At 38.4% G+C, this 26,413-nt stretch carries 25 protein-coding genes; 15 read left to right on the top strand and 10 right to left on the bottom strand.

Annotation, left to right across the window (positions count from 1 at the left end):
- Nucleotides 1–44 precede the first annotated feature (44 nt).
- The 3 genes from metI to AC3FI7_RS09120 are packed head-to-tail and all read right to left on the bottom strand — an operon-like array spanning nt 45 to nt 2,739.
- Entirely contained in the window at nt 45–701 is a 657-nt protein-coding gene (metI, locus tag AC3FI7_RS09130; RefSeq protein WP_002977759.1) for a methionine ABC transporter permease MetI, read from the bottom strand.
- A complete protein-coding gene (locus AC3FI7_RS09125; RefSeq protein WP_142723369.1) occupies nt 694–1,722 on the bottom strand; it encodes a methionine ABC transporter ATP-binding protein in 1,029 nt (342 codons plus the stop codon). The genes metI and AC3FI7_RS09125 overlap by 8 nt, the downstream gene beginning before the upstream one ends.
- A gap of 18 nt (nt 1,723–1,740) precedes the next feature.
- Nucleotides 1,741–2,739, bottom strand: coding sequence for an EamA family transporter (locus AC3FI7_RS09120; protein ID WP_142723370.1), 999 nt, complete (start codon nt 2,737–2,739; stop codon nt 1,741–1,743).
- Between the two features lie 554 nt (nt 2,740–3,293).
- On the opposite strand from AC3FI7_RS09120, the gene AC3FI7_RS09115 reads away from it, so the two are divergent.
- The 11 genes from AC3FI7_RS09115 (at nt 3,294) to AC3FI7_RS09065 (ending at nt 14,273) form a co-directional block, all read left to right on the top strand.
- Nucleotides 3,294–4,226, top strand: coding sequence for a ring-cleaving dioxygenase (locus tag AC3FI7_RS09115; RefSeq protein ID WP_172617018.1), 933 nt, complete (start codon nt 3,294–3,296; stop codon nt 4,224–4,226).
- 59 nt (nt 4,227–4,285) lie between these two features.
- The gene (locus tag AC3FI7_RS09110) at nt 4,286–4,582 is read left to right on the top strand and encodes a GNAT family N-acetyltransferase (RefSeq protein ID WP_343659094.1); all 297 of its coding nucleotides are present in this window, start codon (nt 4,286–4,288) and stop codon (nt 4,580–4,582) included.
- Nucleotides 4,583–4,715: 133 nt separating this feature from the next.
- Nucleotides 4,716–5,669, top strand: a complete 954-nt coding sequence (locus AC3FI7_RS09105) for a VOC family protein (RefSeq protein WP_343659093.1) — start codon at nt 4,716–4,718, stop codon at nt 5,667–5,669.
- A 5-nt stretch (nt 5,670–5,674) separates the two neighbouring features.
- The gene (locus AC3FI7_RS09100) at nt 5,675–6,295 is read left to right on the top strand and encodes an alpha/beta hydrolase (protein WP_142723374.1); all 621 of its coding nucleotides are present in this window, start codon (nt 5,675–5,677) and stop codon (nt 6,293–6,295) included.
- A 124-nt stretch (nt 6,296–6,419) separates the two neighbouring features.
- Complete coding sequence (locus AC3FI7_RS09095) at nt 6,420–6,767, top strand: cupin domain-containing protein (RefSeq protein ID WP_142723375.1); 348 nt, start codon at nt 6,420–6,422, stop codon at nt 6,765–6,767.
- An 87-nt stretch (nt 6,768–6,854) separates the two neighbouring features.
- Nucleotides 6,855–8,465 carry a Na+/H+ antiporter gene (locus tag AC3FI7_RS09090; protein WP_491461891.1) on the top strand — a complete coding sequence of 537 codons (1,611 nt, stop codon included), beginning with the start codon at nt 6,855–6,857 and terminating at the stop codon, nt 8,463–8,465.
- Between the two features lie 262 nt (nt 8,466–8,727).
- The gene (locus AC3FI7_RS09085; protein ID WP_491461890.1) at nt 8,728–9,039 is read left to right on the top strand and encodes a hypothetical protein; all 312 of its coding nucleotides are present in this window, start codon (nt 8,728–8,730) and stop codon (nt 9,037–9,039) included.
- Nucleotides 9,040–9,049: 10 nt separating this feature from the next.
- On the top strand, nt 9,050–9,634 hold the full coding sequence (locus AC3FI7_RS09080; RefSeq protein ID WP_491461889.1) for a Crp/Fnr family transcriptional regulator: 585 nt from the start codon (nt 9,050–9,052) through the stop codon (nt 9,632–9,634).
- 460 nt (nt 9,635–10,094) lie between these two features.
- Nucleotides 10,095–10,970, top strand: a complete 876-nt coding sequence (locus tag AC3FI7_RS09075) for a pirin family protein (RefSeq protein ID WP_491461888.1) — start codon at nt 10,095–10,097, stop codon at nt 10,968–10,970.
- A 48-nt stretch (nt 10,971–11,018) separates the two neighbouring features.
- Nucleotides 11,019–11,729 carry a M17 family peptidase N-terminal domain-containing protein gene (locus AC3FI7_RS09070; protein WP_491461887.1) on the top strand — a complete coding sequence of 237 codons (711 nt, stop codon included), beginning with the start codon at nt 11,019–11,021 and terminating at the stop codon, nt 11,727–11,729.
- Between the two features lie 420 nt (nt 11,730–12,149).
- Nucleotides 12,150–14,273: a type IA DNA topoisomerase gene (locus AC3FI7_RS09065; protein WP_491461886.1), complete on the top strand. Its 2,124-nt coding sequence runs from the start codon at nt 12,150–12,152 to the stop codon at nt 14,271–14,273.
- A gap of 387 nt (nt 14,274–14,660) precedes the next feature.
- Here the strand turns inward: AC3FI7_RS09065 and AC3FI7_RS09060 are convergent, their stop codons facing one another.
- Both AC3FI7_RS09060 and AC3FI7_RS09055 read right to left on the bottom strand, forming a co-directional pair.
- Nucleotides 14,661–15,155, bottom strand: a complete 495-nt coding sequence (locus AC3FI7_RS09060; RefSeq protein WP_491461885.1) for a hypothetical protein — start codon at nt 15,153–15,155, stop codon at nt 14,661–14,663.
- Between the two features lie 198 nt (nt 15,156–15,353).
- Complete coding sequence (locus tag AC3FI7_RS09055; protein WP_491461884.1) at nt 15,354–16,205, bottom strand: helix-turn-helix domain-containing protein; 852 nt, start codon at nt 16,203–16,205, stop codon at nt 15,354–15,356.
- Between the two features lie 229 nt (nt 16,206–16,434).
- On the opposite strand from AC3FI7_RS09055, the gene AC3FI7_RS09050 reads away from it, so the two are divergent.
- Together AC3FI7_RS09050 and AC3FI7_RS09045 are read left to right on the top strand one after the other, a co-directional pair.
- Nucleotides 16,435–16,857, top strand: a complete 423-nt coding sequence (locus AC3FI7_RS09050; RefSeq protein ID WP_142723385.1) for a PaaI family thioesterase — start codon at nt 16,435–16,437, stop codon at nt 16,855–16,857.
- Between the two features lie 118 nt (nt 16,858–16,975).
- Complete coding sequence (locus AC3FI7_RS09045; RefSeq protein ID WP_142723386.1) at nt 16,976–17,320, top strand: phage holin family protein; 345 nt, start codon at nt 16,976–16,978, stop codon at nt 17,318–17,320.
- Nucleotides 17,321–17,369: 49 nt separating this feature from the next.
- On the opposite strand, the gene AC3FI7_RS09040 is transcribed toward AC3FI7_RS09045, so the two are convergent.
- On the bottom strand, nt 17,370–18,236 hold the full coding sequence (locus AC3FI7_RS09040; RefSeq protein WP_142726182.1) for an FN3 associated domain-containing protein: 867 nt from the start codon (nt 18,234–18,236) through the stop codon (nt 17,370–17,372).
- A gap of 196 nt (nt 18,237–18,432) precedes the next feature.
- On the opposite strand from AC3FI7_RS09040, the gene AC3FI7_RS09035 reads away from it, so the two are divergent.
- Together AC3FI7_RS09035 and AC3FI7_RS09030 are read left to right on the top strand one after the other, a co-directional pair.
- The gene (locus AC3FI7_RS09035; RefSeq protein ID WP_142726183.1) at nt 18,433–20,427 is read left to right on the top strand and encodes a S9 family peptidase; all 1,995 of its coding nucleotides are present in this window, start codon (nt 18,433–18,435) and stop codon (nt 20,425–20,427) included.
- Nucleotides 20,428–20,736: 309 nt separating this feature from the next.
- Nucleotides 20,737–21,228, top strand: a complete 492-nt coding sequence (locus AC3FI7_RS09030) for a DNA-deoxyinosine glycosylase (RefSeq protein WP_343659079.1) — start codon at nt 20,737–20,739, stop codon at nt 21,226–21,228.
- Nucleotides 21,229–21,396: 168 nt separating this feature from the next.
- Here the strand turns inward: AC3FI7_RS09030 and AC3FI7_RS09025 are convergent, their stop codons facing one another.
- The 4 genes from AC3FI7_RS09025 to AC3FI7_RS09010 form a co-directional block, all read right to left on the bottom strand.
- Nucleotides 21,397–22,431: a phosphotransferase enzyme family protein gene (locus AC3FI7_RS09025; RefSeq protein WP_491461883.1), complete on the bottom strand. Its 1,035-nt coding sequence runs from the start codon at nt 22,429–22,431 to the stop codon at nt 21,397–21,399.
- Nucleotides 22,422–23,336 carry a sugar phosphate nucleotidyltransferase gene (locus AC3FI7_RS09020; RefSeq protein ID WP_142726186.1) on the bottom strand — a complete coding sequence of 305 codons (915 nt, stop codon included), beginning with the start codon at nt 23,334–23,336 and terminating at the stop codon, nt 22,422–22,424. Before AC3FI7_RS09020 ends, AC3FI7_RS09025 begins: the two co-directional genes overlap by 10 nt.
- On the bottom strand, nt 23,326–24,723 hold the full coding sequence (locus AC3FI7_RS09015; RefSeq protein ID WP_142726187.1) for a Gfo/Idh/MocA family protein: 1,398 nt from the start codon (nt 24,721–24,723) through the stop codon (nt 23,326–23,328). The genes AC3FI7_RS09020 and AC3FI7_RS09015 overlap by 11 nt, the downstream gene beginning before the upstream one ends.
- A gap of 134 nt (nt 24,724–24,857) precedes the next feature.
- A complete protein-coding gene (locus AC3FI7_RS09010; RefSeq protein ID WP_491461882.1) occupies nt 24,858–26,393 on the bottom strand; it encodes a M61 family metallopeptidase in 1,536 nt (511 codons plus the stop codon).
- Between the last annotated feature and the right edge of the window lie 20 nt (nt 26,394–26,413).

Genomic DNA, 26,413 nt, shown 5'->3' with positions numbered 1-26,413 from the left:
CAATCCCATCCTCCCAAACTATCCGACCTATAACCGGGACTCAACTACCTGTGGTCAAATCTTTTGGACAGCCTGTCACCCATAAACTGAATGATGAATACCAGGAGTACCAGTAATATCAGTACTGTATTCATAATAACAATATCATACCCGATATATCCGTACTGGTAGCCCACCTGCCCAAGTCCTCCGGCACCTACGGCTCCCCCCATTGCTGAGTATCCTACAAGGGTAATCAAAGTGATGGTGGCATTGTTGATTAATGAAGGAAGTGCTTCAGGAAGCAAAACTTTTCTGATAATCTGTAACGGAGAAGCTCCCAGCGCTCTCGCAGTCTCTATAAGCCCGTGAGGAACTTCAATAAGACTGTTCTCCACAAGTCGTGCAATAAAAGGAGCGGCTCCCACACTTAGCGGAACCAAAGCTGCATTCACTCCGATAGATGTTCCTGCCAGAACTCTGGTAAAAGGAATCATCCAGACGATTAGAATAATAAAAGGGATGGCACGGAAGATATTAACGATGATGGAAAGTCCTCTATGATAGAAAGTGTTTTCCAGCAACTGGCCTTTTCTGGTTAAAAATAGCAGAATTCCTACCGGAAGTCCCAGTACAAAACCAAAAAAGCCGGACAAAAATGTCATATAAACCGTTTCCCAGGTTCCTTTTGCCAAAAGGGCAATTACCGCGTCACTAAGCATATCCTTTTACTGTATTTTGAATTTTATTTTGATTGAAATAATAGATCGCCTGCTGGTTTTCTTCTGTTCCTCCCTGGAGCTGCAGCAGAAGTTTACCGAAATTGGAATTTCCGAAGTATTCTACGTCGGCTTTTAAAAGTTTATAAGGGATTTTAAATTGATTATATAGCGCCGAAAGAATTTGTTCAACGCTGATATTTTCGTTAAGTTCTATCTCTACCAGCGGAAATAGACCGTCTTTCGGTTCTTTCTGCAGTCTGGTAATGAGTTCCTGCGGCAGGGTCATGATATCTGAATTTATAAATTGGCGGATAATCGGGTTTTCTCTGTCCGAGATAATCTCGCTTAATGTACCTTTTGTTAATAATTTTCCTTTGTCGATCACTGCAACGTGGTTGCATACCGATTTGATCACTTCCATTTCGTGGGTAATTAAAAGGATGGTAATTCCCAATCTCTGATTGATATCTCTTAAAAGCTGGAGAATAGACTGTGTAGTTGCCGGATCCAAAGCACTGGTGGCTTCGTCACAAAGAAGAAGATAAGGATCATTGGCCAGGGCCCTTGCAATAGCTACCCTTTGTTTTTGTCCCCCGGATAGGCTCTTGGGATAATCGTTGGCTTTATCTTCAAGTCCTACAATCTTCAGTAATTCATTGACCTTTTTGTTAATCTGATCTTTATTGTTGTGATCCAGCTCCAAAGGAAGCGCTACATTATCAAAAACAGTTCTTGAAGAAAGAAGGTTGAAATGCTGGAAGATCATTCCTATTTTTTTACGTTCCTCAGCCAGTTGCTGGGAACTGAGTGTAGTAAAATCTTTTCCGTTAATAATGATCTGTCCCTCATCCGGTCTTTCCAATAGATTCACGGTACGGATCAGGGTACTTTTTCCTGCACCCGAAAACCCGATAATTCCCACAATATCTCCTTTTTCTATAGTAAGACTCACCTTATCCAATGCCTTAAAAGACTGTTTTTTCTGGTGGAATGTTTTTGATATGTTTCTGATTTCTATCATTCTGATTTTATATACTGTTTAAATAGGCTGATAGGGTCTGCCTGTTCTGTTTAAAAATCTTCTTATTCTTCTGATTTTGACCTTCGACCGTTTTGAAAGTTTGAAATACTTGGTCACATTTGTTAGAAGTACTCCCAGCAATATGATGAACAAACCATACAGCTGACCTCCATTGATGCTTTGATGGGCAACAACCCAGCCTGCAATCACTGTTACGATAGGATTGATATAGGTGTGAGTGCTTACCAAAGCAGCGGGTTTTACGGACAAGAGCCAAATGTACGACAAATAAGCGACTATCGATCCAAAGAAGATCAAAAATAGAACCCCGGACCATGCAGATAACGGAACTGAAGAAACTGAAAAACCTGTCCATTCTTTTCTGAAAAAAGCGATCAAAAAAGATGCTAATCCTGCTACTATAAGCTGTTGGGCAATATTCATAAAGGTAGATTGTGACGCCGGATTTTTCTTTGAATATAAAGAACCAAGCACCCATGCAATAGAACTTAATCCCAAAACCACAAATGCAGTAATGCGAAGATTTCCGTCAACGGCTGCATGGGCTTCATTAGCGTGTACGCTGCCTTTTAAAAAGAGTACCAGCCCTACAAAACCAATAACCAATCCTATAGGAATAAACTTATCTGAAAAATAATACTTCCAGTTCTTTCTGTCGATGGCAATAAACCAGAACGGTCCGGTTGCAATAGAAATTGCAGCTTCAGAAGCCGTTACATATTGTTCTCCCCAGGCAACAAGACCTGTTCCTCCGGTAAGGATAAGAATCCCGGTAATTGCATTTTTCTTCCAGTTGATCAGAGAATTTGGTTTTTCCCCCTTAGAAAGAAGATATCCGATCATTAGAATTCCGGCCACCAGAAATCTTAATCCCGAAAGAATGAATGGCGGAAAACCTTTCAAGCCAAATGAAATAGCTAAAAACGTAATTCCCCATATCACATAGATGTTTGTAAACGCCAATGGAATCAACCATTTGTTTTTAGAATTGCTCATTTTTATGTTTTTAATGTTGTTGTGTTCAATGAAAAAAGGCTCTACCATGTGGTAAAGCCTTTGAAAATATGTCTAAATAAAAGTAAGGTCAACCACAGTATTCTTGATGTATAGGCATACACATATCCTTCATCATATTTTTGATGGTATGTTTTTTTATTGAATTATTTAATTCTGCCTTCATTTTGCTTTATTTCCTGAATACGGTTGCAAATATATAATATAATTTTTATTAGTCCACTAAAAAAGTAGACAATTTAGATATTAATTTATTGTTAACGATTTAGTTTATTTAAAATCAGATTGTTATGTATTTTGTGTTTTAGTGTTTTAGAATGCTTTACCTGGTGTTTTCTGATAGTTAACCGAAACTTTACTGAAATTATACTGTTATTGATCTTATGAAAAATATAAAATAAGTCAAGATTTTTGGGAATTGTACAAATTTTATTCTAGACTGAAATATTTTGAGAAAATGGAGAATCTGCATTTATTAAACTAGTTAAATGCACAGGATTTTTGTTCACTGTAATTTAGCATCAAAATTAAAAGACATGGACAATAGAATATTAGGTCTGCATCATATTACAGCAATAGCAGACAATGCGAAAAGAAATTTAGATTTTTATACAAAAGTTTTAGGAGTAAGACTGGTAAAGAAAACAGTAAATTTCGATGATCCGGGAACATATCATTTCTATTTCGGAAATGAAAACGGAACTCCGGGAACCATTCTTACTTTCTTTCCATGGGAAGGAATCGGTAAGGGAACCAATGGAAGCGGAATGGCTACCCATATCGGTTATTCTGTGCCTAAAGGAAGTCTTGAATTCTGGAAAAGCCGTTTGCAGGATTTTAATGTCAATGTAGAAGAAGGCGAAGTATTTGGTGAAAAGATGATCTCTTTTACGGATCCGGACGGACTTCAGTTGCAGTTTATAGAACCTTCGGGTGATGATAACAGAAAAGTATGGACAACTGATGATATTAAGGAAGAAAATGCACTGAAAGGATTTCACAATGTTACTTTAACCCTAAAAAAAGCAGATCCTACGATCAAAGTTCTGACTGATATTTTAGGATATGATCTTAAAAAACAGGAGGGGGGAAGATACAGATTGGCTACTGATGCCATTGATACCGCTAATCTGGTAGATATTATTGAAAACGATACCATTTCTGCAGGAAGAAATGCTGCCGGAACCAATCACCACATTGCATTCAGAGTAAAAGATGATAATGTTCTGATGGAATATCGTGAAAAGGCTTTATCTGCGGGATTGAGCATCACTCCGAAAATCAACAGGGATTATTTCTATTCACTGTATTTCCGTGAACCGGGTGGTGTTTTATTTGAAATCGCTACTGATAATCCGGGATTCACAGTGGATGAACCTCTGAATGAACTGGGAACCAACCTGAAGCTTCCTGTACAATACGAGGGAATACGCGAGAAAATAGAAGGAGTGCTTCCGAAATTATCATAGATCATCGGCAGGCTCTGATAAAGATGCTAATTTTGAATTAAGAATTAAAAACAAACAAAATGGAAAGAACAGAAGTAGTGTTAGAAGGAAGAAAAGGAGAAATCCAGCTCTTCTCAGACGATCATAAAGCAGGTAAAATGGATATTTCAGTCATTGGACAAAAGCTGACTGTTTATCATACCGAAGTGGATCCGGAATATGAAGGAAAAGGCTTTGCCAAAATTTTATTGGAGAGGCTGGTGTCTTATGCAAGAGAAAATGATTTAAAGATTCTGCCGCTGTGTCCGTATGTTCACGCTCAGTTCAAACGCCATCCGGAAGAATATAATGATGTCTGGCTGAAGGATGAACTGTAATGAGTTTGAGAGTCGGGTTTCGGGATTCGAGTTTGAGTTTGAGAGTAAGAGGGTTTGAGAGTCTCGACCTTATCAACCCGAATCCCCGAATCTCGAATCCCATCATAATAACCATTTAATAATTATCAATACTATGAACCTTATCACAGGACTGCATCATGTTACGGCAATTACCGGCAATGCACAGGAAAATATAGACTTTTACACAGGAGTATTAGGACTTCGTTTAGTCAAAAAAACAGTCAATTTCGATTACTCAGATGTTTATCATTTTTATTTTGGTGACGAATACGGAACACCGGGAACAATTATGACTACTTTTCCGTATGGTAAAGATCTGATCAATGGTAGGCATGGTAAAGGAATGCTCAATACCACTGCTTTTTCCGTTTCCATAGATGCTCTGGATTATTGGATGAACCGTCTGGAGCAGTTTAATATTCCTTTTAAGCAGCCACAGCAAAGATTTTCAGATGAAGTTTTTATTTATCTTGAAGATTTTGACGGGCTGGGACTGGAATTGGTTTTTAATAATAAGGATGAAAGAAAAGGATATTATAATGGTTATATTCCTAAAGATTACGCGATCAGGGGAATTCATCATGTAGAAATCTGGCAGGATGCCTATGAAAGAACGGCTGCTCTGCTTACGACACAGATGGATCATAAAGTGATCAAAGAAAGTCCTGACAGACTGAGACTGGGAACAGAAAATATGCCGGGGAAATATGTAGATCTGCTTTCCACTCCTAATGCCTTAAAAGGATTGGCAGGAAGAGGAACCGTTCACCACGTGGCTTTTGCTACTCCGGATGCGGCATCTCAGCTTGAAATGGTAAAGAGATTAAATGCATACGGATTGGAACATACAGAAGTGAAGGACAGAAAATATTTTACCTCTGTCTATTTTAAAGAGCCGGGAGGTGTATTGTTTGAAATTGCCACTTCAGGCCCCGGATTCGATGTCGATGAAGAAGCAGAGTTTTTAGGACAGGATCTGATGTTACCGCAGCAATTTGAAAAAAGAAGAGAACGTCTTAGTGAAGTGCTTCCTGTAGTCGATTATCCAACAGAAAAATTCAGATAAAAATAATGAGTCATATTATCAATATAAAAACAGCAGGAATACCATTGAATCAGGCAGAAAAAGCCTTGATCATGATTCATGGACGTGGAGGAACTGCTCAGGATATTTTAAGTTTATCCCAGCATTTGAACGTGAAAGATTATGCACTGCTGGCACCACAAGCTTTGAATCATACGTGGTATCCCTATTCATTTATGGCACCGGCAGAACAAAATGAGCCCTGGCTTTCATCAGCTCTGGAAATGGTTGGCGAAACAGTAAAAGCAGCGGTGGATGCAGGAATTAAACCAGAAAATATATACTTTTTCGGGTTTTCACAGGGAGCCTGTCTTACCCTTGAGTTTCTGGCCCGCAATGCTCAGAAGTTTGGAGGAGCAGCAGCTATTATCGGAGGAGTGATAGGAGATAAGATCAATCGTGAAAATTATAAAGGTGACTTTGCCGGAACTCCTGTTTTTCTGGGAACCAGCAATCCTGATTTTCATGTTCCTGTAGAAAGAGTATATGCTACCGCAAATATTTTAAGAGAAATGAATGCTGAGGTAACCGAAAAAGTATATGCCAATTTCGGACATTCCATCAATACAGAGGAAATTGAATTGACTAACTCAATACTATTTAAATAAGTACTTTAACAGCAAAAGCCGCAAAGATCTTATTAACTGCGTTTAAAATACCGGATAATAGTTTTGCGACTTTCGCGGTTAACTTTAATTGAATTTAAAAAAATCTTATTCTAAATCAGACACAATGAATATCACACGTATTTTTAGTGATGAAAGAGGTGAAACTCATTTTGAGGAGATAGAAATTCCTCTTGTTGATCAGGGAGATATCGGTTTCCTTTCAGAAGCTATTGATGTTAAAAAATTACAGTTCAGAAAAGTATCGGCAGATTATGATTTCGATTTTCATTGTGCACCGCAGAAGCAATATATTGCCCTTTTGGATGGAGGTGTGGAAATAGAAACCTCCCTGGGAGATAAAAGAAAATTCCTAACGGGTGAAATTCTTCTGGTAGAAGATACTGCCGGAAAAGGACACAGAACGAAAAATCTCGAAAAAAAGGAAAGAACTTCATTGTTTATTTATATTTAAAAGACTAAATTTCAATAGAAATGGGTTTGAGCCCGCCTGAAAAATATATTTCACCGGCTTTGGCTAAAATTTGTAACCTTCGGAGAAATGCATGAACAACTACTTTTAATACTGGGGCTTTTATTACTCGTTATGATGCTGGTAATGCTGGCGCAACGGATTAAAATTGCTTATCCTATTTTTCTGGTGCTCGCCGGATTAGGGATCAGTATGATTCCCGGCGTACCCATTTTAAAACTGGATCCGGATATTATATTTTTAATTTTCCTGCCACCTCTTTTATATGAAGCGGCCTGGTATACCTCATGGAATGATTTCTGGAAATGGAAACGCACCATCAGCCTGCTGGCTTTTGGTCTCGTATTTCTGACTTCCCTGGTGGTTGCCTATACTTCACAGATGCTGATTCCAGGCTTCACTCTGGCATTAGGATTTTTATTGGGCGGAATTGTTTCGCCGCCGGATGCGGTTGCTGCGACTACCGTTTTAAAAGGACTGAAGGTTCCCAAACGTACCATCGCCATACTGGAAGGGGAAAGCCTGATTAATGATGCTTCATCATTGATTGTTTTCAGGTTTGCACTGGCTGCTGTCATGACAGGTGCTTTTTCCATGCATGAAGCAACAGGACAGTTTTTTCTGGTAGCAGGAATGGGAGTCGTGGTAGGAATTGCCGGGGCTCATATTTTCTATGCCATCCACCGCTTTTTACCTACAACACCGGCGATTGATGCTGCTATTACGGTGATTACTCCCTATATTCTGTTTCTTTCTGCGGAGCATTTTCATTTTTCAGGAGTAATGGCTGTGGTGAGCGGAGGGCTGTTTATGTCTTTCCGTGCACATGAAATTTTCAAAACAGGAACCACAAGAATCAATATGACGGGAGTCTGGAATACCCTGATCTTCGTCATGAATGCTTTGGTTTTTGTATTGATAGGGCTTGAACTTCCAGATATTATTAATGGACTGGGTGAAACCTCATTAATGGAAGGAATAAAATATGGTTTAATCATAAGCCTGATCGTTATTGCAGTACGTTTGTTGTGGATCTATCCCGTAGCCCATCTTCCGAGATGGTTCAGCGAAAAGGTCCGACGTGATCCAAGTCCGGGATGGAAAAATCCTTTAATTATAGGGTGGGCAGGGATGAGAGGAGTGGTTTCGCTGGCTACAGCACTCTCAATTCCGGTCATGATGAACAGCCAGGAAGAATTCCCCATGAGAAACCTGATTATTTTTATCACATTTGTCGTCATTTTTGTGACCCTGGTGTTCCAGGGATTGACATTACCTCTGATTATTAAACTGACCAAAATCAGGGAGATAGATCCTATTCTTCCTTCTCACGAGCAGCAGGCAGGGATTCAGATCAGATTGGATAAACTGGCCGCAGACCAACTTGACAAAAAGTATGCTGAATTGCTAAATAATAATACTTTGCTGATCAACTTGAAAAGAACGCTGGAAAATGATATTAAGGCACATCAGAATCATTTAAATTCCATTGAGATGTGTACCAACAGACAGAACGATATGGCAGAATATCATCAGGTAATGCTGGATATATTTGCACTGCAGAGAAAAGAACTGTTTAAAATGAAACGCGAAAAACTCTTCAGTGATGATGAAATAAGAAAAGCTGAATCACAGCTGGATCTGAATGAGCTGAAGATTACGGGAAACAGACATTTGTAGAGGTACGGGATTCCGGGATTTGAGTTAGAGGGTTAGAGGATTTGAGGGTTTGAGGGTTTGAGGGTTAGAGGATTTGAGGGTTAGAGGATTTGAGGGTTAGAGGATTTGAGGGTTTGAGGGTTAGAGGATTTGAGGGTTTGAGGGTTTGAGGGTTTGAGGGTTTGAGGGTTTGGAGAGATTGGGAGTATAAATTCTATTTTTTAGCAAATTTATCTTTTTGTTATTTTGCCTTTTTAAGCAACAACCATAAACATTGAACAAAATGAAAACATTACATTTTTTAGTGATTGGAAAGAATCAGGAGATTCTTGATACTTTAAAAAGAGTTATAGAGAATAATGAAGGTTGGACAGCAGAAATACAAAGTGATGAAGATTTCTGCTATGACTATATAAAAAATAATACGGTAGATATTGTCCTTTTGAGCTCCGGCTTGGAAGATGATTTTGAGAAAGATATAAAAATATTCTGTGCCGGTTTAGATAAAGATGTGAAAGTAATTGACCATTATGGAGGAGGAAGTGGACTTTTAAAGAACGAAGTTTACAGTCTTTTTCCTAATTTGCAGGGGTAAACTCTGCGCTATGTTTGAAAATATCATCAAAAATATTACCCGGTTCATCTCTATCACTACGGAAGAAGAGAAAATTTTTACAGATTTGCTGATTTGTCAGTCATTTCCCAAGAAAACAGTTTTGTTGAGAGAAGGTGAGGTATGCCAGTTTGAAGGGTATATTCAGAAAGGATGTTTGCGAATGTATTGCCTGGATGATGATGGTACGGAAGTGACTCTTCTGTTTGCTATTGAAGACTGGTGGATCAGTGATATTGCTTCATTTCAGGAACAGAAGCCTTCTAAAGTTTTTATTGAAACGCTTGAAGATTCTGAAATTTACATGCTGAACCCGGCAACAAAAGAAAAACTGCTGCAGGAAGTTCCCAAATTCGAAAGAGTTTTCAGGATGTTGGTTCAAAGGAATCTGGCTAACCTTCAAGGCAGATTGGTAGACACCATTTCTAAAACAGCATCAGACAGATATCTCGAATTTATCAAATTATATCCTTCCATCCCGCAAAGAGTGGCACAATATTATATCGCTTCCTATCTTGGTGTTTCAAAAGAATTTGTGAGCACCATCAGAAAACGTCTTGCCTCAAAAGAGAAATAGATCTTTGAAAAATGTTTTATCCGCAGATTTACCATGACTTTACCTTTGAAACCACCCCGTCAAAAATTCTTTGAATTTTCGCCGCCTCTCCGGAGGAAGGGAATTTTTTACATCTTATTTGTTGAATTTGTGAATAGGGTAAAGATCGTGATTAAATAGGAAATTGTAAGACTGGATTCCTACGGAATGACAAATAAGACGCTTTAGTTTATCCGTATAGCTTGTCATTCCGTAGGAATCTAAATAAAGTTACTCTTTAAAATATCTATAAAATTAAATAGGTTTAAGAGTAAAACATACTTGTGTTTTCCAAAAAAACAGCAATCCACTATAGTTACAATGCCGAATACAAAAATATCCGGCATTTTTTTTTTGCAAAGTCATTTATTAAACTAGTTAAATGTGCAGAATTTCCGGTATCCCTAAATTTGTCTCATCAAAAACGAAAAAACAATCTGATATGGACAGAAAAGATTTTTTAAAGAAAGGATTATTGGGAACAGGAATGTTTGTAGCATCAGGCTCTCTGGCAAGTGCTATGAAAAATGACATCGATGAGATCGAACCATTAGAACCGATCGGATACAATCATCTTCCTAATACAGAATCAAAAATAAAAGAAAACTCTGTGATCCACAGAGCAGACTCAAGAGGAAAAGCAGATCATGGATGGCTGTTGAGTAACCATACTTTCAGTTTTGCCAATTATTATAATCCTGAAAGAATGCATTTTGGAGTCCTGAGAGTTCTGAATGACGATAAAGTGGAAGCGGGAAGAGGTTTCGGAACGCATCCTCACGACAATATGGAGATCATCAGCATTCCTTTGGAAGGCGACCTTGAACACAAAGACAGCATGGGAAATACAGCGGTGATCAGAAGCGGAGATATCCAGGTAATGAGTGCTGGTACCGGAATTATGCACAGCGAGTTCAATAAAAACAGCGATAGGCTGGTAAAATTTCTTCAGATCTGGATTTATCCGAAAAAGAGAAATTTGACACCGAGATATGATCAGATTACTTTAGACAAAACGAAAAGCCACAATCAGTTTCAGCAGATCCTTTCCCCCAATGCAGACGATGAAGGGGTATGGATTCATCAGGATGCATGGTTTCAGCTGGGAACTTTTGACCAGGGCAAAGAAACATTGTATCAGATCAGAAAAAAAGGAAACGGAGTCTATGCTTTCATTCTTAAGGGAAGTGCGGAAATAGGAGGAGAGACTTTGGAAGAACGTGATGGATTCGGGGTATGGGATATTCAGGATCTCAATATCAAACCCCTTAAAGAAGGTACGGAAATTCTTTTAATGGAAGTGCCGATGACGCTCTAAGATGATGTAAAAGCAAACGTACACCCACATCAAAAACAATAGAAAATCATGAAAAATAACTTAAAAAAACTATATATTACCGCAGGACTGCTGCTCTTTACACTGAGCTTTGCACAGACCACAACAACTGCCATCGGAACTTCCAAAACCTGGGGAACCGTAGACGGAATATCTTTGGTTGGACTGGTACAGGGTCCCTCGTCTGCTGATGCCCAGCTTCAGGTAGCCTGTGTTTTTGAATATACAGAAAGGGATATCTTTAATGCTCAGGCTTTACCCGCAAAACTAAATGGATTAGTTCATTTGGATGAAGCTTTAAAAGGAGAACTGACCAATATCAGAAAAACAGGGCAGTTTCAGGGACATTCTTTGGAAACTATTTTAATAACACCACCTGCGGGAACGATGTCTGCAAAGAAATTGTTATTAATCGGTTTAGGTGACCGTAACAAATTTACACCCGGTTTAATGACTTCCGTAGGTGAAGTGGCAGCCCGCGAAGCCATGAGACTAGGCGTTACCAATTTTGCCTTTGCCAGCGATCTGAAAGATGCCGGGATAGATTCTCCAACGGCTTTGGTAGCTGGAAATGTAGTAAGAGGAATCGTACATGCCAACCGTTCTGAAAATTACCTGAAAGAACATCAGCTATCCACTACAAAAAAATTAGAAAAAGTATACCTTCTGGCTGGCCCTGCCTTCTTTGAAACCGCAGGCGGAGGAATTGCCGATGCCATTTCAGAAGCTCAAAAGAAATAATGAACTGGTTTCATTACATTGTTGATTTAGCCTCCTTTTTATAAGGGGGCTTTTTTATAAAAAATAGGATCACGATTGCATATCTGACAAGTAATTTATTGAAACGCAAAGTTTAATGTACCTTTTTAAAATTCTAAGGGAGCAAAGAAAGAATCAATGAAATTGATTCTTTCTTTGCTTGTGGATTATCCTGTCGTTTCATCAGCGACTTAAGTCACAATTTTTTACCTCCTTAAATAAACAATAGCATCCAATCTCCTTTGCGTTTAAATAATTAAAAATAAATTTTGTTAAGCTTTATATCTTTAGAACAACCCAATCTAATTTCCTCTCTTTCAACTCTAAGACCTCAATCCTCAGCGAAATTTGAAAAGTCAAAAAAAATCCCGATTTTTGCACTCCTTCAATAAACCCGAGTTCATGAAATTATGTATTGCCGAGAAACCCAGTGTTGCCAGAGATATCGCCAAAGTATTGGGTGCTACCACGCCTAAACAGGGTTATATGGAAGGAAACGGCTATTGTGTAACATGGACGTTCGGGCATCTTTGTACTTTGAAAGAACCTCATGATTACGGTCCACAGTTCAAATCCTGGAATCTTTTTTCACTACCCATTATTCCCAACAGTTTTGGAATCAAATTGATCCCGAATAAAGGCGTCGAAAATCAGTTTAAAGTCATTGAAAAATTGGTCGAAGAATGTGATGAGGTCATCAACTGCGGGGATGCCGGGCAGGAGGGAGAGCTCATTCAGCGTTGGGTATTGCAGAAAGCAAAATGCAATAAACCGGTTCAGCGTTTATGGATTTCTTCCCTGACGGAAGATGCGATCAAAGAAGGTTTTGCCAGTTTAAAACCTGCAGAAGATTACAAGAATCTATATCTGGCGGGAAATGCAAGAGCCATAGGAGATTGGTTATTAGGAATCAATGCTACGAGGCTTTTTACAAAGAAATTCGGAGGAAATAAAGCCGTTCTTTCCATTGGAAGGGTGCAGACTCCCACACTAGCTATGCTTGTGCAGCGTCAGAAAGAAATTGATGCCTTTACCACTGAAGAATATTGGGAACTGAAGACCAAATACCGAGATGTTCTTTTCAGTGCAGCGATTGATCGTTTAAAGACTTTGGAACGTGCAGAAAAAGGATTGGAATATCTTAAAGTAAATCCATTTGAGATCGTCTCTTTCGAAATTAAAGAAGGAAAAGAAAAAAATCCACGGCTTTTTGATCTGACCGGACTTCAGGTGGAAGCCAATAAAAAATACGGATACTCTGCAGAAAATACATTGAATTATGTGCAGAGTCTTTATGAAAAGAAGCACGTAACCTATCCGCGTGTTGATACCACTTATTTATCAGATAGTTTATATCCGAAAATAGCAGGCATTCTTCAGAAAATGTATCCTTATCAGGATCTGATTGCCCCGTTGCTGGAAGCTCCAATTCCAAAATCAAAAGCTGTTTTTGACGATACCAAAGTAACCGATCACCATGCGATCATTCCTACGGAAATTCCGCCTTCTCAGAATCTGAGCAGGGAAGAAAAACTGATCTATGACCTGATTGCAAAACGTTTTATCGCTGTATTTTACCCGGAATGTAAAATTTCAAACACATTGGTGGAGGGAAAAGTAGGAACCATTCCTTTCAAAACCAGCGGAAGACAGGTTCTTGAAGCAGGATGGAGAGCCGTTTACGCTAAAGAACCGAAAGAAGAAACCTCCGATAAGGAAAAAGAAAAAGAGGAAGAACAGACCATTCCTGAATTCATTGTAGGAGAAACAGGCCCTCACGATCCGATGATCCATCAGGGAAAAACGACTCCTCCAAAACCCTATACCGAAGCAACACTGCTGAGAGCTATGGAAACAGCGGGAAAACAGGTGGAAGATGAAGAGCTGCGTGAGATGCTGAAGAATAATGGTATCGGAAGACCATCTACCCGTGCGAATATTATCGAAACTCTTTTCAAAAGAAAATACATTGAGAAGAAAAGGAAAAACCTCATCGCTACCCAAACCGGCATCCAGCTGATCGATACCATCGAAGATGAGCTGTTAAAAAGCCCGGAACTGACCGGAGAATGGGAATCCAAACTTCGTAAAATTGAAAAAGGCGAGTATGAAGCCAATCTCTTCAAAGAAGAACTGATCCAGATGGTGACAGAACTGACTGAAAAAGTGGTATACGGAAAAGGAAAAGTGATCACCCTTCAGGAAAAACAAGAAGAAGTAAAAGAGAAGAAAAAAAGAGAACCTGCACAGAAAAAAGAACTTCAGTCCTGGGAAGAAACGAAATGTCCGAAATGTAAGGAACACAACCTGATCAAGGGAAAAACCGCAGTCGGATGCTCCGATTTCAAAAACTGCGGCTTTAAAATTACGTTCGAAATCTTTGGTAAAAAATTATCAGATAAACAGCTTTTAGACCTTGTTTTAAAAGGAAAAACTTCAAAATTAAAAGGCTTTACCATCCATCCGGAAGGCATCGCAGAAGGTGTCCTGACTTTAAGTGATGATTTTCAGGTACAACTTAGCTAGTTGTATATCTTATCCGTGATTCAGAACAAATAAATTAACCAGAATTATTGAGTGGAGAATACGGGATTCGGACCCGTGATCTTTTGACTGACAGTCAAACGTGATCGTTTTGTATACGCTACCCCTATAGCTTAGAAAAAAACTCTAGCACCTCTGCGTTTTTCAACCAATCTATAGAGAGATTCCTACGGAATGACGAGGAGTACGGATAAACGAAGCTTCGTATTGGTCATTCCGCAGGAATCCCGCCTTGTTTTCTATACTTTCACAATATTTATACTGTTCACAAATACAGTAACTGAAGATGTAAAAATTCCCCTCATCCGGAGGGGTAGCAAAAATTCAGAGAATTTTGACGGGTGGTTTTACAATTTTTTGAATACCTTATCATCGTGAAATTTCAAGATTCTCTTTCTTCTGCTTCATAAACTGAAAAACAGATCCCATGATAAAGAGCAGGAAAATGATAAGAAGAGTCTGCCCGATTACGGGATCTTTGATATCTTTAGCCAAAGGATGCCCAATCGGAACCCTTGTGAAAGTCTCATTAATGGTAGGAACTAAAGAGAGGAAAAAGCTGAATGACAGCAAGAAATTCTCAAAATATCTGGCTTTCGTGACTTCCTGTTTTCTTGAGAAAAGAAAGTACGCAACAGAGATTAAAGCAATGATAAACAATGAGAATACATGTCCTGCGTTGAAACCTCCGTTTTTTGAGATGCCCAACGCAGTAAGGGATGTAATGGCAGTGGCATAAAAATAGACTTTTCCTGATCGTTGTGCCAGATTGATTTTACCATATCTGATAAAACCTGTAATGCCCCCAATAAGGGCAGCGATACCGATAACGGTATGAAAAATTCCTAAACCTGATAGATTCATATTGATAGTATTTAAATTGATACATTCAGCTTCAGCAGCAGATGTATTTCTGTTCCCTGAAACCGATGGTACAAAGTTGCGACGGAAACGGCGGAATGATTTTGGGATTTAGTTCAAGTATTTGAGAGTTTGGTTCAACAGAAAAGGTATCTCTTATTGTAAAAAGGAACGCTCTGTAATCACATAAAATAGAGTCTGCTATTTTCTGTGTTTCTGACGATATGCAGATGGGGAAATATGATATTTATCGCTGAAGTTTTTTGTAAAAGTGGCAAGATCATTAAACCCGCATTCAAATGCAATATCGGTAATCCGTTCATATGATATCAACAACAGCTCAGCGGCTTTTTCCAGTTTTTTGTTTCTGATATAGTTGGCAGGGGTATCATCATAGAGTTTTGCAAATTCCCTTTTGAAAGATGATACACTGAGATTGCTCTGCTCTGCAAGCTGTTCGATCGTGAGCTGTGAAAATAAATTGGCTTCAATGATCTGCTTAAAAGAATAAGTGGTAGGAGAGAAAAGCTGTGACAGAATCAACTGAACCGAGTCCGCATTCTGTGACTGAGCCAGCAATAACATGATCTCCTTTAGCTTAAGAATTAATATATCTTCATTAATGAGTGAAGGATTTTCAAAATAAAAAAGGAGCCCTTCAACATATTTTTGAATCAGAAAATCATTACTTATTTTCTCGCTTGATTGGTTTGAAACGATATTGACAGGTTTTTGCAGCAATAAAGGAAGCTCTCTGTCATAGATTTTTTTAAGGATATCCGGGTAGAAAGTAACAACGACGATCTGACAGTTGTCCTCAGATTTTGAATGCTGAATATGTTTCCCAGAGCTGATACAGTTCAGAAACAGAGAATAATTTGCAGAAATATCAAACTCCTGCTCGTCCGTTTTATAATGAAATTCACCGTTAATAACATAGAGAAAACAGGCCTGCTCTGAAACCGGAAAATCATATCTGAATGGAGCTTTCAAATCAATTTTCTGGATCAGGGTTTTTCCGAATAATTCATGTTTTTTGTAGTCATTCAGCATAATGAAAAGAATTTGTTTTTGGCTTCAATGATTTGAAAGTTAAATAAATTTTCATTTTGATTTTAAGAGGTAAACAAAGCTTATCTTAATAGTCGTAACGTGTAAATTAAATTTAAACAATAAAGTTTAAACCGTCTAAATATAAAACGTTATCATGCCGGATATTTTTTGCTTTTTTGACTTTACCTGTTTAAATGAATGTTTAAATTTACAGATAAATTCAAATTTCATGACACCAGAAAAAAAGAAACTTATTACAGACAGCTTCAACCGTTCGGAAACCTTACAGTTCTACAAAGCTGAACTGCTGGAAGTAGATACCGACTTTATATCGATGAAAATTCCTAAAATGGAAATGATGACCAGAAAGGCAGGAATGTTCAATGGAGCAATGATAGCCTCTCTGGTAGATGTTTCTTCAGGATACGCAGCCGTGAGCCATTATCCTGAGGACTGCTATGTAGTGACCGTTGAACTGAAAGTGAATTATCTTCGGCCTGCAATGGGAGATGCTCTGGTGTCGAAATCTTATGTCATCAAAGGTGGAGGCAAAATCGTTGTGGTGAGGACAGAAATTTATGTTCAGACTGAAGGTTCTGATTCAGAAAGTCACGTAGCGACCTCATTAGTGACCATGATGAAAATAAAATAATTGACAAAGGGAAATATATAATAAAATATTCCTTTAATAAAGGGTTTGGTAGAATTATTTATTCCAAAATGGAATGGCTTTTGCTCCTTACACCCCATAAATATTAAAAAATAACTCAATGAACTTAATTATCCGATTATTTGTAACAGCGATTGTAGCTTATCTTTTAACCAAAATTTTACCGGGAGTACATTTTGAAGGATTTTCTTCAGCCATTATCTTTGCTATTGTGCTTGGGGTTCTTAACATATTTGTAAAACCTATCTTAAGCCTTTTCGGCCTTCCGTTAACAATCCTTACTTTAGGATTCTTTGCCTTGGTGATCAATGCCGGAATCATCCTGATTGCAGACTATTTCATAGACAGCATGGTTGTAGATGGCTTCTGGTGGGCATTTATCTTCAGTATACTATTGTCCGTTGTAACTTCTCTTGCGAACTCGATGTTCTCAGATGGAGATTAATGAAAACGTACCATATGGAAATAAAAATCCGCTCATCGAGCGGATTTTTTTATTTTTTGATAAATTTCAGTAAAACAATATCTTCCTTTGAATCCTTAAGCTTTAGAAAATAATTTCCGGAAATAAGCTGATTGATTGCAATGTCTTTCACAAATTTATCTTTTAAAACAATCCTTCCATTCACATCTATGATCTCATATTCATGAAAATTCAGGTCAGTATTTATTTTTAAAATATCCGAAACAGGATTCGGATATACCTTGATCAGGACAGTGTTTTTTTTAGGGTTTGTTTCATTCGTTGTTAAAAACAGGCATGAAGGTGGAGTTGTTATTACGCCGTCAGTAAAATCATAATACAAAGTGCTTCCCATCGGAATCAGATTGGTACTGATGGTTGCCGGAATATTCTCAAAAGGAGTGCAGTTATTAAAGCGTACATTGGCACTTTCAAAATCTCTTGTAGTCTTATACCAGGATTCACATCCTGCAGACTGCATCACAACGCCCGGCCAGAAGGTATCGATGGCAAATCCATCAATTGAATTGGGGTTTACCATATCAACCATTACACAGCTGCCAGCAGTCCATGTAGAAGGCATTTTAAAGTAAATGGTAGCCGTAGGAACACTTCCTGTGTAATACTTTTTACTGATTACTGCCGAAGAACCTCCTTGTCCGTTAACAAGAAATGCCTTGATTTCTTTATTCTGATCAATAAGAATCTGCACATTGTTAACTGCTGAGGGAGAGCTTAGGGTAGGTGTGCTTCCGTCAGTCGTATAATAAATGGTTCCGTTTCCGGAAATGGTGGCCTGATAAGTATTATAGTAATGATTCGGAAAAGGACTTATCGTCAGCTGTGAAAAAAAGAATGAGGATATAAGAAATGACGAAATAAGCAGAAACTTTTTCATAAAAGATGGGTATTAGTTTATTTTTTTTAAAATTAATGAAATTTACCTATTTATAAATCACTTACTTTAAATTTTAATGTTAATTCTTTCGTCCGTTTTTATTTTAAATATTAACTTTGGCAATCTTTGAATGTAATAAAAGGACAGTAGGAAATCAGCTGATTTTTATACATCCGCTAAAAATGAATATCAACATATGAAACTTAAGTACAGTCTGCTGGCCTTGGCAGCTCCGCTTTTAATGAATGCACAACAAGTAATGACGCCTGAAATTCTTTGGACTTTGAAAAAAGTTGGGGTACAGGCAGTTTCACCGGATCAGGGTTCCCTTATCTATAAAGTAGGACAGGTTGATCTGAAAACAGAGAAAACAAAAAATGAGAACTATTTTCTGAATGTTCTTAATCATCAGTCTTCCAAAATTGATTTCGGTAAAAAAGCGCTTATTCAGTGGGATAAAAACGGAATTTATGCTCAGGAAGGTGATAAAATCTATCTTTCTAAGGATGCTGGAAAAACCTGGGCAGAATTTTATACCATCGGGGAAGTTGATAATATTGTCATTTCTCCTGACGGAAAGAAAATCGCTTTCAGCAAACAGGTATTGGTAGAAAAAGTAATGGGGAAAGACAAATTCAGCGATACTCCCAAAACTACTGCTCAGGTATACACAGATCTGAACCACAGACACTGGGATTATTTTAATGAAGGAAAATACAACCATGTTTTTGTTGTAAATGTCTCTGAAAAAGCAGAGGGAGCAAAAGACCTTTTGGAAGGAAAGACCTGGGATTCTCCTCAGAGACCTTTCGGTGGGGCTGAAGACTTTATCTGGAGTCCTGATTCTGCACAGCTTTTATACGTGACAAAACCTAAAAGCGGTAAAGAATATGCTACAAGCACCAATACCGATATTTTTGCTTACGATCTGGCATCAGGTACCACCAAAAATCTTACGGAATCAAACAAAGGATATGATGTAAATCCAAAATTCAGTCCGGACGGAAAATCTCTGATCTGGCAGAGTATGGCCAGAGACGGGTATGAAGCAGATAAAAATGATGTGAAAATCCTGGACTGGAAGACAGGCAAGACGACAAATCTTACTTCTGGTTGGGATGAGAGTGTTTCAGGGGATGTATTATGGGGAGCAGATTCAAAAACGATCTACTTTACTGCAGCGTTCAGAGGAACAAAACAGCTTTTTGCCCTGGATTCAAAATCAGCAAAAGTACAGCAGATTACCAAAGGAGATTTTGATGTCAACGAAATCTTTACAGACAATAAAACTTCACTTTTAGTAGGAAGAACAGATATAAACCATGCCACAGAACTGTTCTCTGTAAACGTTAAAAACGGAGAAATGAAGCAGGTGACTGAAGCGAATAAAGATACTTATGCTAAGTTGGCGCAAGGGAAATCTGAACTTAAAATGGTGAAAACTTCAGACGGTAAGGAAATGGGGGTTTGGTTTCATTATCCACCCAACTTTGATCCGAACAAAAAATACCCGACTTTAGTATACTGCCAGGGTGGCCCACAGTCTGCTCTTACTCAGTTTTTCAGTGTAAGATGGAATTTTGCCCTGATGGCAGCCAATGATTATATTGTGGTAGCACCAAACAGAAGAGGGATGCCAGGCTGGGGAACAAAATGGAATGAAGAAATTTCAAGAGACTGGGGAGGGCAGCCAATGAGAGATTATCTGGCGGCAACAGACTTTGCGAAAACTTTACCTTATGTAGACAGCGACAGAGTAGCAGCAGTAGGAGCAAGCTACGGAGGATACAGCGTATTTATGCTGGCAGGAATTCATGAAAACAGATTCAAAACATTCATTGCCCATGACGGACTGTTTGATATGAAATCATGGTATCTGACTACTGAAGAGCTTTGGTTTGCGAACTGGGATCTTGGTTCACCATGGGAAAAACCGCTTCCAAAGGCATATACAGAGTTCAATCCAAGCAATTTTGTAGATAAATGGAATAAGCCGATCATGATTGTTCAGGGAGGAATTGATTACCGTGTTCCTTACGAACAGGGACAGGAAGCTTTCCAGGCTGCAAAATTGAGAGGATTAAAATCTAAGCTGGTGTATTTTCCGAACGAAAATCACTGGGTACTTCACCCACAAAACGGCCTTGTATGGCAGAGAGAATTTTTCGATTGGCTGAAGGAAACTTTATAAGAATAGTATAAAATATCAATAGGAGCGGGCTTTAGCCCGCTTTTTTTATGCCCAAAAATTCAATGGCTTTAGCCAAAACTTAAATAAATTGAGTTGGGTTAAGAAATTAAATTCAGACTATTAGAAGCTGGAAGAGAGGCTGGAAGTTGCTGTTAATCTTAACATATATAGAGGTTGCCGTAAATTAATGATATCACTGTTTAAAAAGATAAAATATGGACAACCCGTTTTTGATAACCTCAATAACTTCTCTCTTCAAGCTCCAAGCTTCCAGCCTGATGAAAATAAATTAAATCTCTATATTTGAATATGCAAAACCGTATTTCTTCATTTTTACCCATTATTGATGCCCAATCTGAAATTTTAATTTTAGGCTCAATTCCGGGAGTGAAATCACTGGAAAAACAGCAGTATTATGCTCATCCGCAAAATAAATTCTGGAAAATCATTTTTGAATTACTGCACGAAGAATTTACTGAAGATTATAATCAAAGAATTGAAATATTAAAGAACCATCATATTGCCCTCTGGGATGTCATCGATTCCTGTGAGAGAAAAGGAAGTCTGGATTCTGAAATCAGAAATGAAGAAGCCAACCAGATCGCTGAACTGCTGGAAGAACACCCGAATGTCAGAGCTATTTTCTGCAATGGAGGAAAATCCTATAAAAATTTACAAAAACTGTTAGGGAAAAATTATAAACTGCCCATTTTTCTATTGCCTTCTACGAGCCCGCTTCATACAGTTTCCTTTGAAAAGAAATTGGAAGAGTGGAAGAGGATACTGGAATTTTTGAGATGAGTTTCGGATCGGGTTCGTGAGTTTGAGGGTTTGAGAGTCTTTTAGAGAGTTTGAGTAAAAGCATAGATTCCTATGGAATGACAAACAGAGCGCTTTATTTATCCGTATACTTTGTCATTCCGTAGGAATCTAAATTTTGTATGTAATTCTAGAATTATAAAGGTAAAATCATTCACTTCCCAAATATGCTCTCAGTCCTTTCAGCAGCTCCAGCTGGTTTTTTGTTCTGTCTAAATTATGCTGTGGATATTTCGTAGAATAGTAGGTGCTTCCATTCAGGTAATCGGTTAAAAAACGAAGTTCCTGGATATAAATGGCGACCTGTGCTGCATAATCAAGATTTTCAGTTTCTTGCGGAGACAGTTTTTCCTTTAAATGGAACAGAAATCCTTCTTTTACAGCCTTATACATTTCAGGGTTGAAATTGTTTACAGCATTTCCGTCATCCTCATGGGTTGTATTGGTATAGGATTGGATCATCGTTCCAAAATCATACAGAATAGTAGAAATCATCATGGTATCAAGATCAATCACGGCTAGCGGATGATGATTCTGATCAAAAAGAATATTGCTGATTTTTACATCTGCATGAATAATTCTTTTGGGAATCTGCTGAGTTTTCTCCATTTCGATCCATTGATCCGGCAGAGACAGGAACTGATTGGTGACTTCTATTTCAACCTTTGCGCTTTCTTTTAAATGAACATCAGCATTTTTTAGAGCGTTTTTATAATCTGCGATTCTCTTCTCAAAATTAAGAAAATTGGGAATTGGATCTTTAACAGCCGGCAGTTTATCAGTATTGATGGTAGCAAGGAAATAACTGAAGGCTTTTGCTGCTTCAAATGCCGTATGTAACGATGGAGCAGTGAGAAAAGTAACACTGTTTTCTACAAAATTGAGCATACGCCATGGAGAGCCATTTATATCTTCTATCAGAATCTTACCGGTACGCGAGGGAACAGGCTCAATGATTTGGAACTGATAAGTATTTGACCTTAGAATTTCATTAATCATTAATTGATTATTGACAATAACCTCCGGCTGTTTGAAAACATGATGGTTAATTTTCTGCAGAATATATTTTTTCTTCTGATCTTTGTTCTCCAGAAGATAGGTTGTATTGATCAGTCCTCCAGTAACAGGAGTAAGATTATAATGATCCTGACCGATAAACTGAATGACAATTTCGTTTAGCTCCATAAATCTTCAGGGTATCTGTTATTGATCATCTCTGAAATCAGAAAATCTTTAATCTCTTTTTTATCATCAGCATAGGTAACTCCCATCCATTGGGAAGGAGATGCTTTTACCTTTACTTTTACCCTGCCTTCATCTATCATTTGCTGTACAGCAGCAGGAATATAAAATTCCTGTTTAGGCAGTGGATCAGACTCAATAAAATCATAGAAATAAGCCTCCAGATAGCAGAAAATGTGAGGATGAAAAATAAAAAAATTCATCGATACCAAAGCGTCGGGATCTAATTTTATATTTTTTCCGTTTTCAATATAAATAATTGAGCCGTTTATTCTTTGAATAGAAGTCTGTTCTTCTACCTTGATCAGATAATTTTCTGAATCCAGTGTACATATACCTCTGGCTACCGCTCCGTTTCCGCTTAGTGTGGTACCCACGGGATAAGCAATCATTCCCAGCTGTGTATCTGAAATATGATGATGGTCAATTTCATGGGCAGCCAGCAGATATGCTTCTTTTCCGTAAAAATCATCTGCATTGATCATGACAAAAGGCTCCTGTATCGAATATTTGGCACAAAGAACAGCATGAGCGGTTCCCCATGGTTTTTCACGGTCAGGATAATCAAAACCTTCCAATGATATAGGAATGCTGTCCATCTCCTGATAGACCCAATGCAGTTCAAAGTTTTTATTTTCTGAAATCCTGTTGAGCCTTTCAATATAACTGTCAGGGATCAGTTTATTGACAATAATAACCACTTTCCGGAAGCCGGCTTCCAATGCATCAAAGATAGAATATTCAAGAATTGGCGAACCGTTATCAAGTATTCCATCTACCTGTTTAAGACCTTTGTACCGGCTGCCTAATCCGCCAGCCAATATAAGTAGTGTCTTCTTAGAACTCATCGGTCATTCCAAATACAGGTTTACGGGTTTTCCATTTTCCATTGGTGAAATCAGGGATATCCACTGCCTGACCTCCTTTGGCAATAGACTCTTCACTTAATGGCGTAATAGAATACCATAAAGCAAGGTCATACACATCCATCGGGAATTCTATATTTCGTTTGATACACTCAATAAAAGTATTCATCACAAAGAAATCCATTCCGCCGTGTCCGGCACCTGCAGCAGTATTTTCAAACTTCTTCCACATTGGATGATCATATTCTTTCATCCATTTTTCTGTATTATCCCAGCGATGGGTATGGTTCATTGTTTTTTCAAAATAAATATGTCCCTGATCGAAATCCCCCCATCCGAAATCCTGCCACAATCCTTCAGTTCCCTGAACCCGGAAACCAAGATCATAAGGTCTCTGCAAACTTGTATCATGAGTCAGAAGGATGGTTTCCCCGTTGGCACAGGCAATCTGTGTGGTGACCACATCTCCCTGGTTGAATTTTACTTTGGCACTTGGATGATTTTCTCCACCTTTTGGATGTTCTACGATATATTTATGAAGTCCTGCAGCTTTTGAAGAGAATGAAGAAAGCCTCGTCAAACGGTTTCCTCTGTTGATGTCCATCATCACGGCAACCGGACCTAATCCATGCGTAGGATAAAGCTCTCCGTTACGCTTTACATAATGTTCGGTTCTCCATTTTGCCTCGCTGAAGCCTTTATCTCCAAACTCAACACCGGAATTATATGGAGTGGTTCCGTCATTGAAAAGTACACCCCTCAGGTCATGCTGATAGCCGCCTCTTCCGTGCACCAACTCTCCGAACATTCCTTTACGAACCATATTCATGATGGCCATGATATCTCTTCGATAACATACATTCTCCATCATAAAGATAGGAACTTTTGTTTCCTCGTACACCTTTACAAACTCCCAGCAGTCCTGAAGTTTTATCGCTCCGGAAACTTCCATGCCTACAATTTTTTTTGCACGCATTGCTTCCACACCTTGAGTAAGATGCCATTCCCATGGAGTAGCAATCACAACAGCATCTATTGTTTTTAATTTTAAAAGATTTCGATAGTCATATTCCCCGTTGGAAAACTCCTGAGCTGCCGGTTTATTGTTGTCTTTTAAGATTTTTTGAGAAGCGGCAAGCATTCTTTTTTCCGGATCGGCAAATGCTACAATCTCTACATCATTACGTTTTGCCAGTAATTTTACATGTTCCTGTCCCCGAAGACCTACACCGATAAAACCTACGCGGACTTTTTTATCTGTTTTAAAATCATTGGAATAGGCAAATAAAGAATTGGGTAAAACCAGTGCCCCAAAGCCTGCCAAAGCAGCTGTCTTAAGAAAGTTCCTGCGGGAGTTGCTGTTGTCCATCTATTTTTTTCCTAAATATATTAAAACTTTTGTAAATCCCGATGGCGTGAGAGATATTAAGTAGGAGGTATGAGAGTTTGGGGTTCCAGGGTTAAAGGAATGAGAGTTCGGGACCGGTCCTTTTGTGTAGAAATCTATTGATTAATCCAGGCTTTTCTTAATGCCAGTTGTTTTGCATCGGGATGGGGTAGAGAGGTTACCTTTCCGGTAGCTTCCTCATAGTTGAAGCCTGCTTTTTCCAGATAATCTTTCAGAGGGATAGGTTGGGAGCCTTCCACATAATCCCTGAAAAATGTACGTATTTCAGGATAAGTCATTTGGGTGATCTCATCAAACAGGTCATCATCATTGAAATATTTACCTTCTCCATACTTTTTCATGAGCATCTGCATCAGATCCTGGGTTCCTATTTTACCCGCTGAGAGTTCTCTTAATCTTATATCCAGGCATAGCCCGATTAATGCCCCTTTCTGATAAAAGTTCATGTACTGATCCTGTCTTTCCATAGAATGTTTGCTCATTTCCGTCAAAGGCAGCGTATTGTCAAACTCTTTCATACCATGGATCTTTTCTTCCAGACTTTTTTCAAAATCTTCCAGACTGATCATTTTTTGCTTGATAGGCATATGGATGGTGGCATATTCGGTCATCCCTTCATACAGCCACAGATGTTTGGACATCACAGGATTCAGAAAATCATAATGCTGAATTTCTCCTGAATGAATGTTGAGTGGTGTAATGACATGAAAAAACTCATGGGAAGCCACTCTGTTCAAAGCATTGGGAAGAAATTTCATACTCCCGGAACGGTACAGACAGACTGTAGAGTGGGAGTGTTCCAGCCCGTCTCCCAAAAAACCATTCTCATGGGAAGATTCGTAATAAATCAGGAATGCATATTTGTTGACCGGTAATGTTCCGCCAAGGTAAGCCTGTTGATTTTTCAGAATGTTCTCTATTTCATGGGCTATTGTTTTGGAATAATGTTTTTCCTTTTTATTATAGAATGATACAAGTACTTTGGTGTGGCCTATTTTAAGCCATGTAGTGTCCGGAACAGAATATAAGACAGGAGAATCTACCAATTCCCGGTAATTTTTTGCCCAAACCATATCCGTCGTTTTATTTTTCTGTTGATAATCTAAAGCGGAGGAAGCATAGAAATCCTTATTTTTTGTTATGGTAATCTGATAAGGGATATCTTTCATTTCTTCAAAGTATCCCACTAAAGAATTATAATTGATAACAGAAACACTGTCTTTTATAAACATGCTGCCGGCAGATCTGGCTTCATGGGATTCCTTTTCCAGGGAGTCCCATCCGTCAGCTACCTGATAAGATATTTTCTTTACACGGTTAAGATCATGTACCATCCAGCTGTTTTTATCAAGCCGCTCAGTGAAGACTTTTTTGCCGTTTTTATCAGTGGCTGTGAAGTGAGAAACATATTGGCCGAAGTTCATCGCCTGATAAAATCCGGGAACCAGTTTGGGAATAATAAATTTACCTTGCTTAAGGTTATTTTTTGGAGGAGAAAAAGAAACCCTGACTTCATCATTGGACATATGAAGCAGATCTATAGTGTATTCGTAATTTTTCTTTGATGTTTGGGCCATCATCACGTTGGGCAGTATAATGATCACGAAAAATAGCCTTATAAGAATGTTCATCAGCTGTCATTTTAATTATT

It is taken from the genome of Chryseobacterium sp. TQ-BC-N36 (assembly GCF_058382295.1).
The sequence above is the reverse complement of the archived record's forward strand: the minus strand, read 5'-3'. Positions and strand labels throughout refer to the sequence as shown.

Excerpts from the sequence above, each read along its gene's own strand:
- metI (WP_002977759.1), bottom strand. The coding sequence starts at position 701 with ATGCTTAGTGACGCGGTAATTGCCCTTTTGGCAAAAGGAACCTGGGAA.
- AC3FI7_RS09125 (WP_142723369.1), bottom strand. The coding sequence starts at position 1,722 with ATGATAGAAATCAGAAACATATCAAAAACATTCCACCAGAAAAAACAG.
- AC3FI7_RS09120 (WP_142723370.1), bottom strand. The coding sequence starts at position 2,739 with ATGAGCAATTCTAAAAACAAATGGTTGATTCCATTGGCGTTTACAAAC.
- AC3FI7_RS09115 (WP_172617018.1), top strand. The coding sequence starts at position 3,294 with ATGGACAATAGAATATTAGGTCTGCATCATATTACAGCAATAGCAGAC.
- AC3FI7_RS09110 (WP_343659094.1), top strand. The coding sequence starts at position 4,286 with ATGGAAAGAACAGAAGTAGTGTTAGAAGGAAGAAAAGGAGAAATCCAG.
- AC3FI7_RS09105 (WP_343659093.1), top strand. The coding sequence starts at position 4,716 with ATGAACCTTATCACAGGACTGCATCATGTTACGGCAATTACCGGCAAT.
- AC3FI7_RS09100 (WP_142723374.1), top strand. The coding sequence starts at position 5,675 with ATGAGTCATATTATCAATATAAAAACAGCAGGAATACCATTGAATCAG.
- AC3FI7_RS09095 (WP_142723375.1), top strand. The coding sequence starts at position 6,420 with ATGAATATCACACGTATTTTTAGTGATGAAAGAGGTGAAACTCATTTT.
- AC3FI7_RS09090 (WP_491461891.1), top strand. The coding sequence starts at position 6,855 with ATGCATGAACAACTACTTTTAATACTGGGGCTTTTATTACTCGTTATG.
- AC3FI7_RS09085 (WP_491461890.1), top strand. The coding sequence starts at position 8,728 with ATGAAAACATTACATTTTTTAGTGATTGGAAAGAATCAGGAGATTCTT.
- AC3FI7_RS09080 (WP_491461889.1), top strand. The coding sequence starts at position 9,050 with ATGTTTGAAAATATCATCAAAAATATTACCCGGTTCATCTCTATCACT.
- AC3FI7_RS09075 (WP_491461888.1), top strand. The coding sequence starts at position 10,095 with ATGGACAGAAAAGATTTTTTAAAGAAAGGATTATTGGGAACAGGAATG.
- AC3FI7_RS09070 (WP_491461887.1), top strand. The coding sequence starts at position 11,019 with ATGAAAAATAACTTAAAAAAACTATATATTACCGCAGGACTGCTGCTC.
- AC3FI7_RS09065 (WP_491461886.1), top strand. The coding sequence starts at position 12,150 with ATGAAATTATGTATTGCCGAGAAACCCAGTGTTGCCAGAGATATCGCC.
- AC3FI7_RS09060 (WP_491461885.1), bottom strand. The coding sequence starts at position 15,155 with ATGAATCTATCAGGTTTAGGAATTTTTCATACCGTTATCGGTATCGCT.
- AC3FI7_RS09055 (WP_491461884.1), bottom strand. The coding sequence starts at position 16,205 with ATGCTGAATGACTACAAAAAACATGAATTATTCGGAAAAACCCTGATC.
- AC3FI7_RS09050 (WP_142723385.1), top strand. The coding sequence starts at position 16,435 with ATGACACCAGAAAAAAAGAAACTTATTACAGACAGCTTCAACCGTTCG.
- AC3FI7_RS09045 (WP_142723386.1), top strand. The coding sequence starts at position 16,976 with ATGAACTTAATTATCCGATTATTTGTAACAGCGATTGTAGCTTATCTT.
- AC3FI7_RS09040 (WP_142726182.1), bottom strand. The coding sequence starts at position 18,236 with ATGAAAAAGTTTCTGCTTATTTCGTCATTTCTTATATCCTCATTCTTT.
- AC3FI7_RS09035 (WP_142726183.1), top strand. The coding sequence starts at position 18,433 with ATGAAACTTAAGTACAGTCTGCTGGCCTTGGCAGCTCCGCTTTTAATG.
- AC3FI7_RS09030 (WP_343659079.1), top strand. The coding sequence starts at position 20,737 with ATGCAAAACCGTATTTCTTCATTTTTACCCATTATTGATGCCCAATCT.
- AC3FI7_RS09025 (WP_491461883.1), bottom strand. The coding sequence starts at position 22,431 with ATGGAGCTAAACGAAATTGTCATTCAGTTTATCGGTCAGGATCATTAT.
- AC3FI7_RS09020 (WP_142726186.1), bottom strand. The coding sequence starts at position 23,336 with ATGAGTTCTAAGAAGACACTACTTATATTGGCTGGCGGATTAGGCAGC.
- AC3FI7_RS09015 (WP_142726187.1), bottom strand. The coding sequence starts at position 24,723 with ATGGACAACAGCAACTCCCGCAGGAACTTTCTTAAGACAGCTGCTTTG.
- AC3FI7_RS09010 (WP_491461882.1), bottom strand. The coding sequence starts at position 26,393 with ATGAACATTCTTATAAGGCTATTTTTCGTGATCATTATACTGCCCAAC.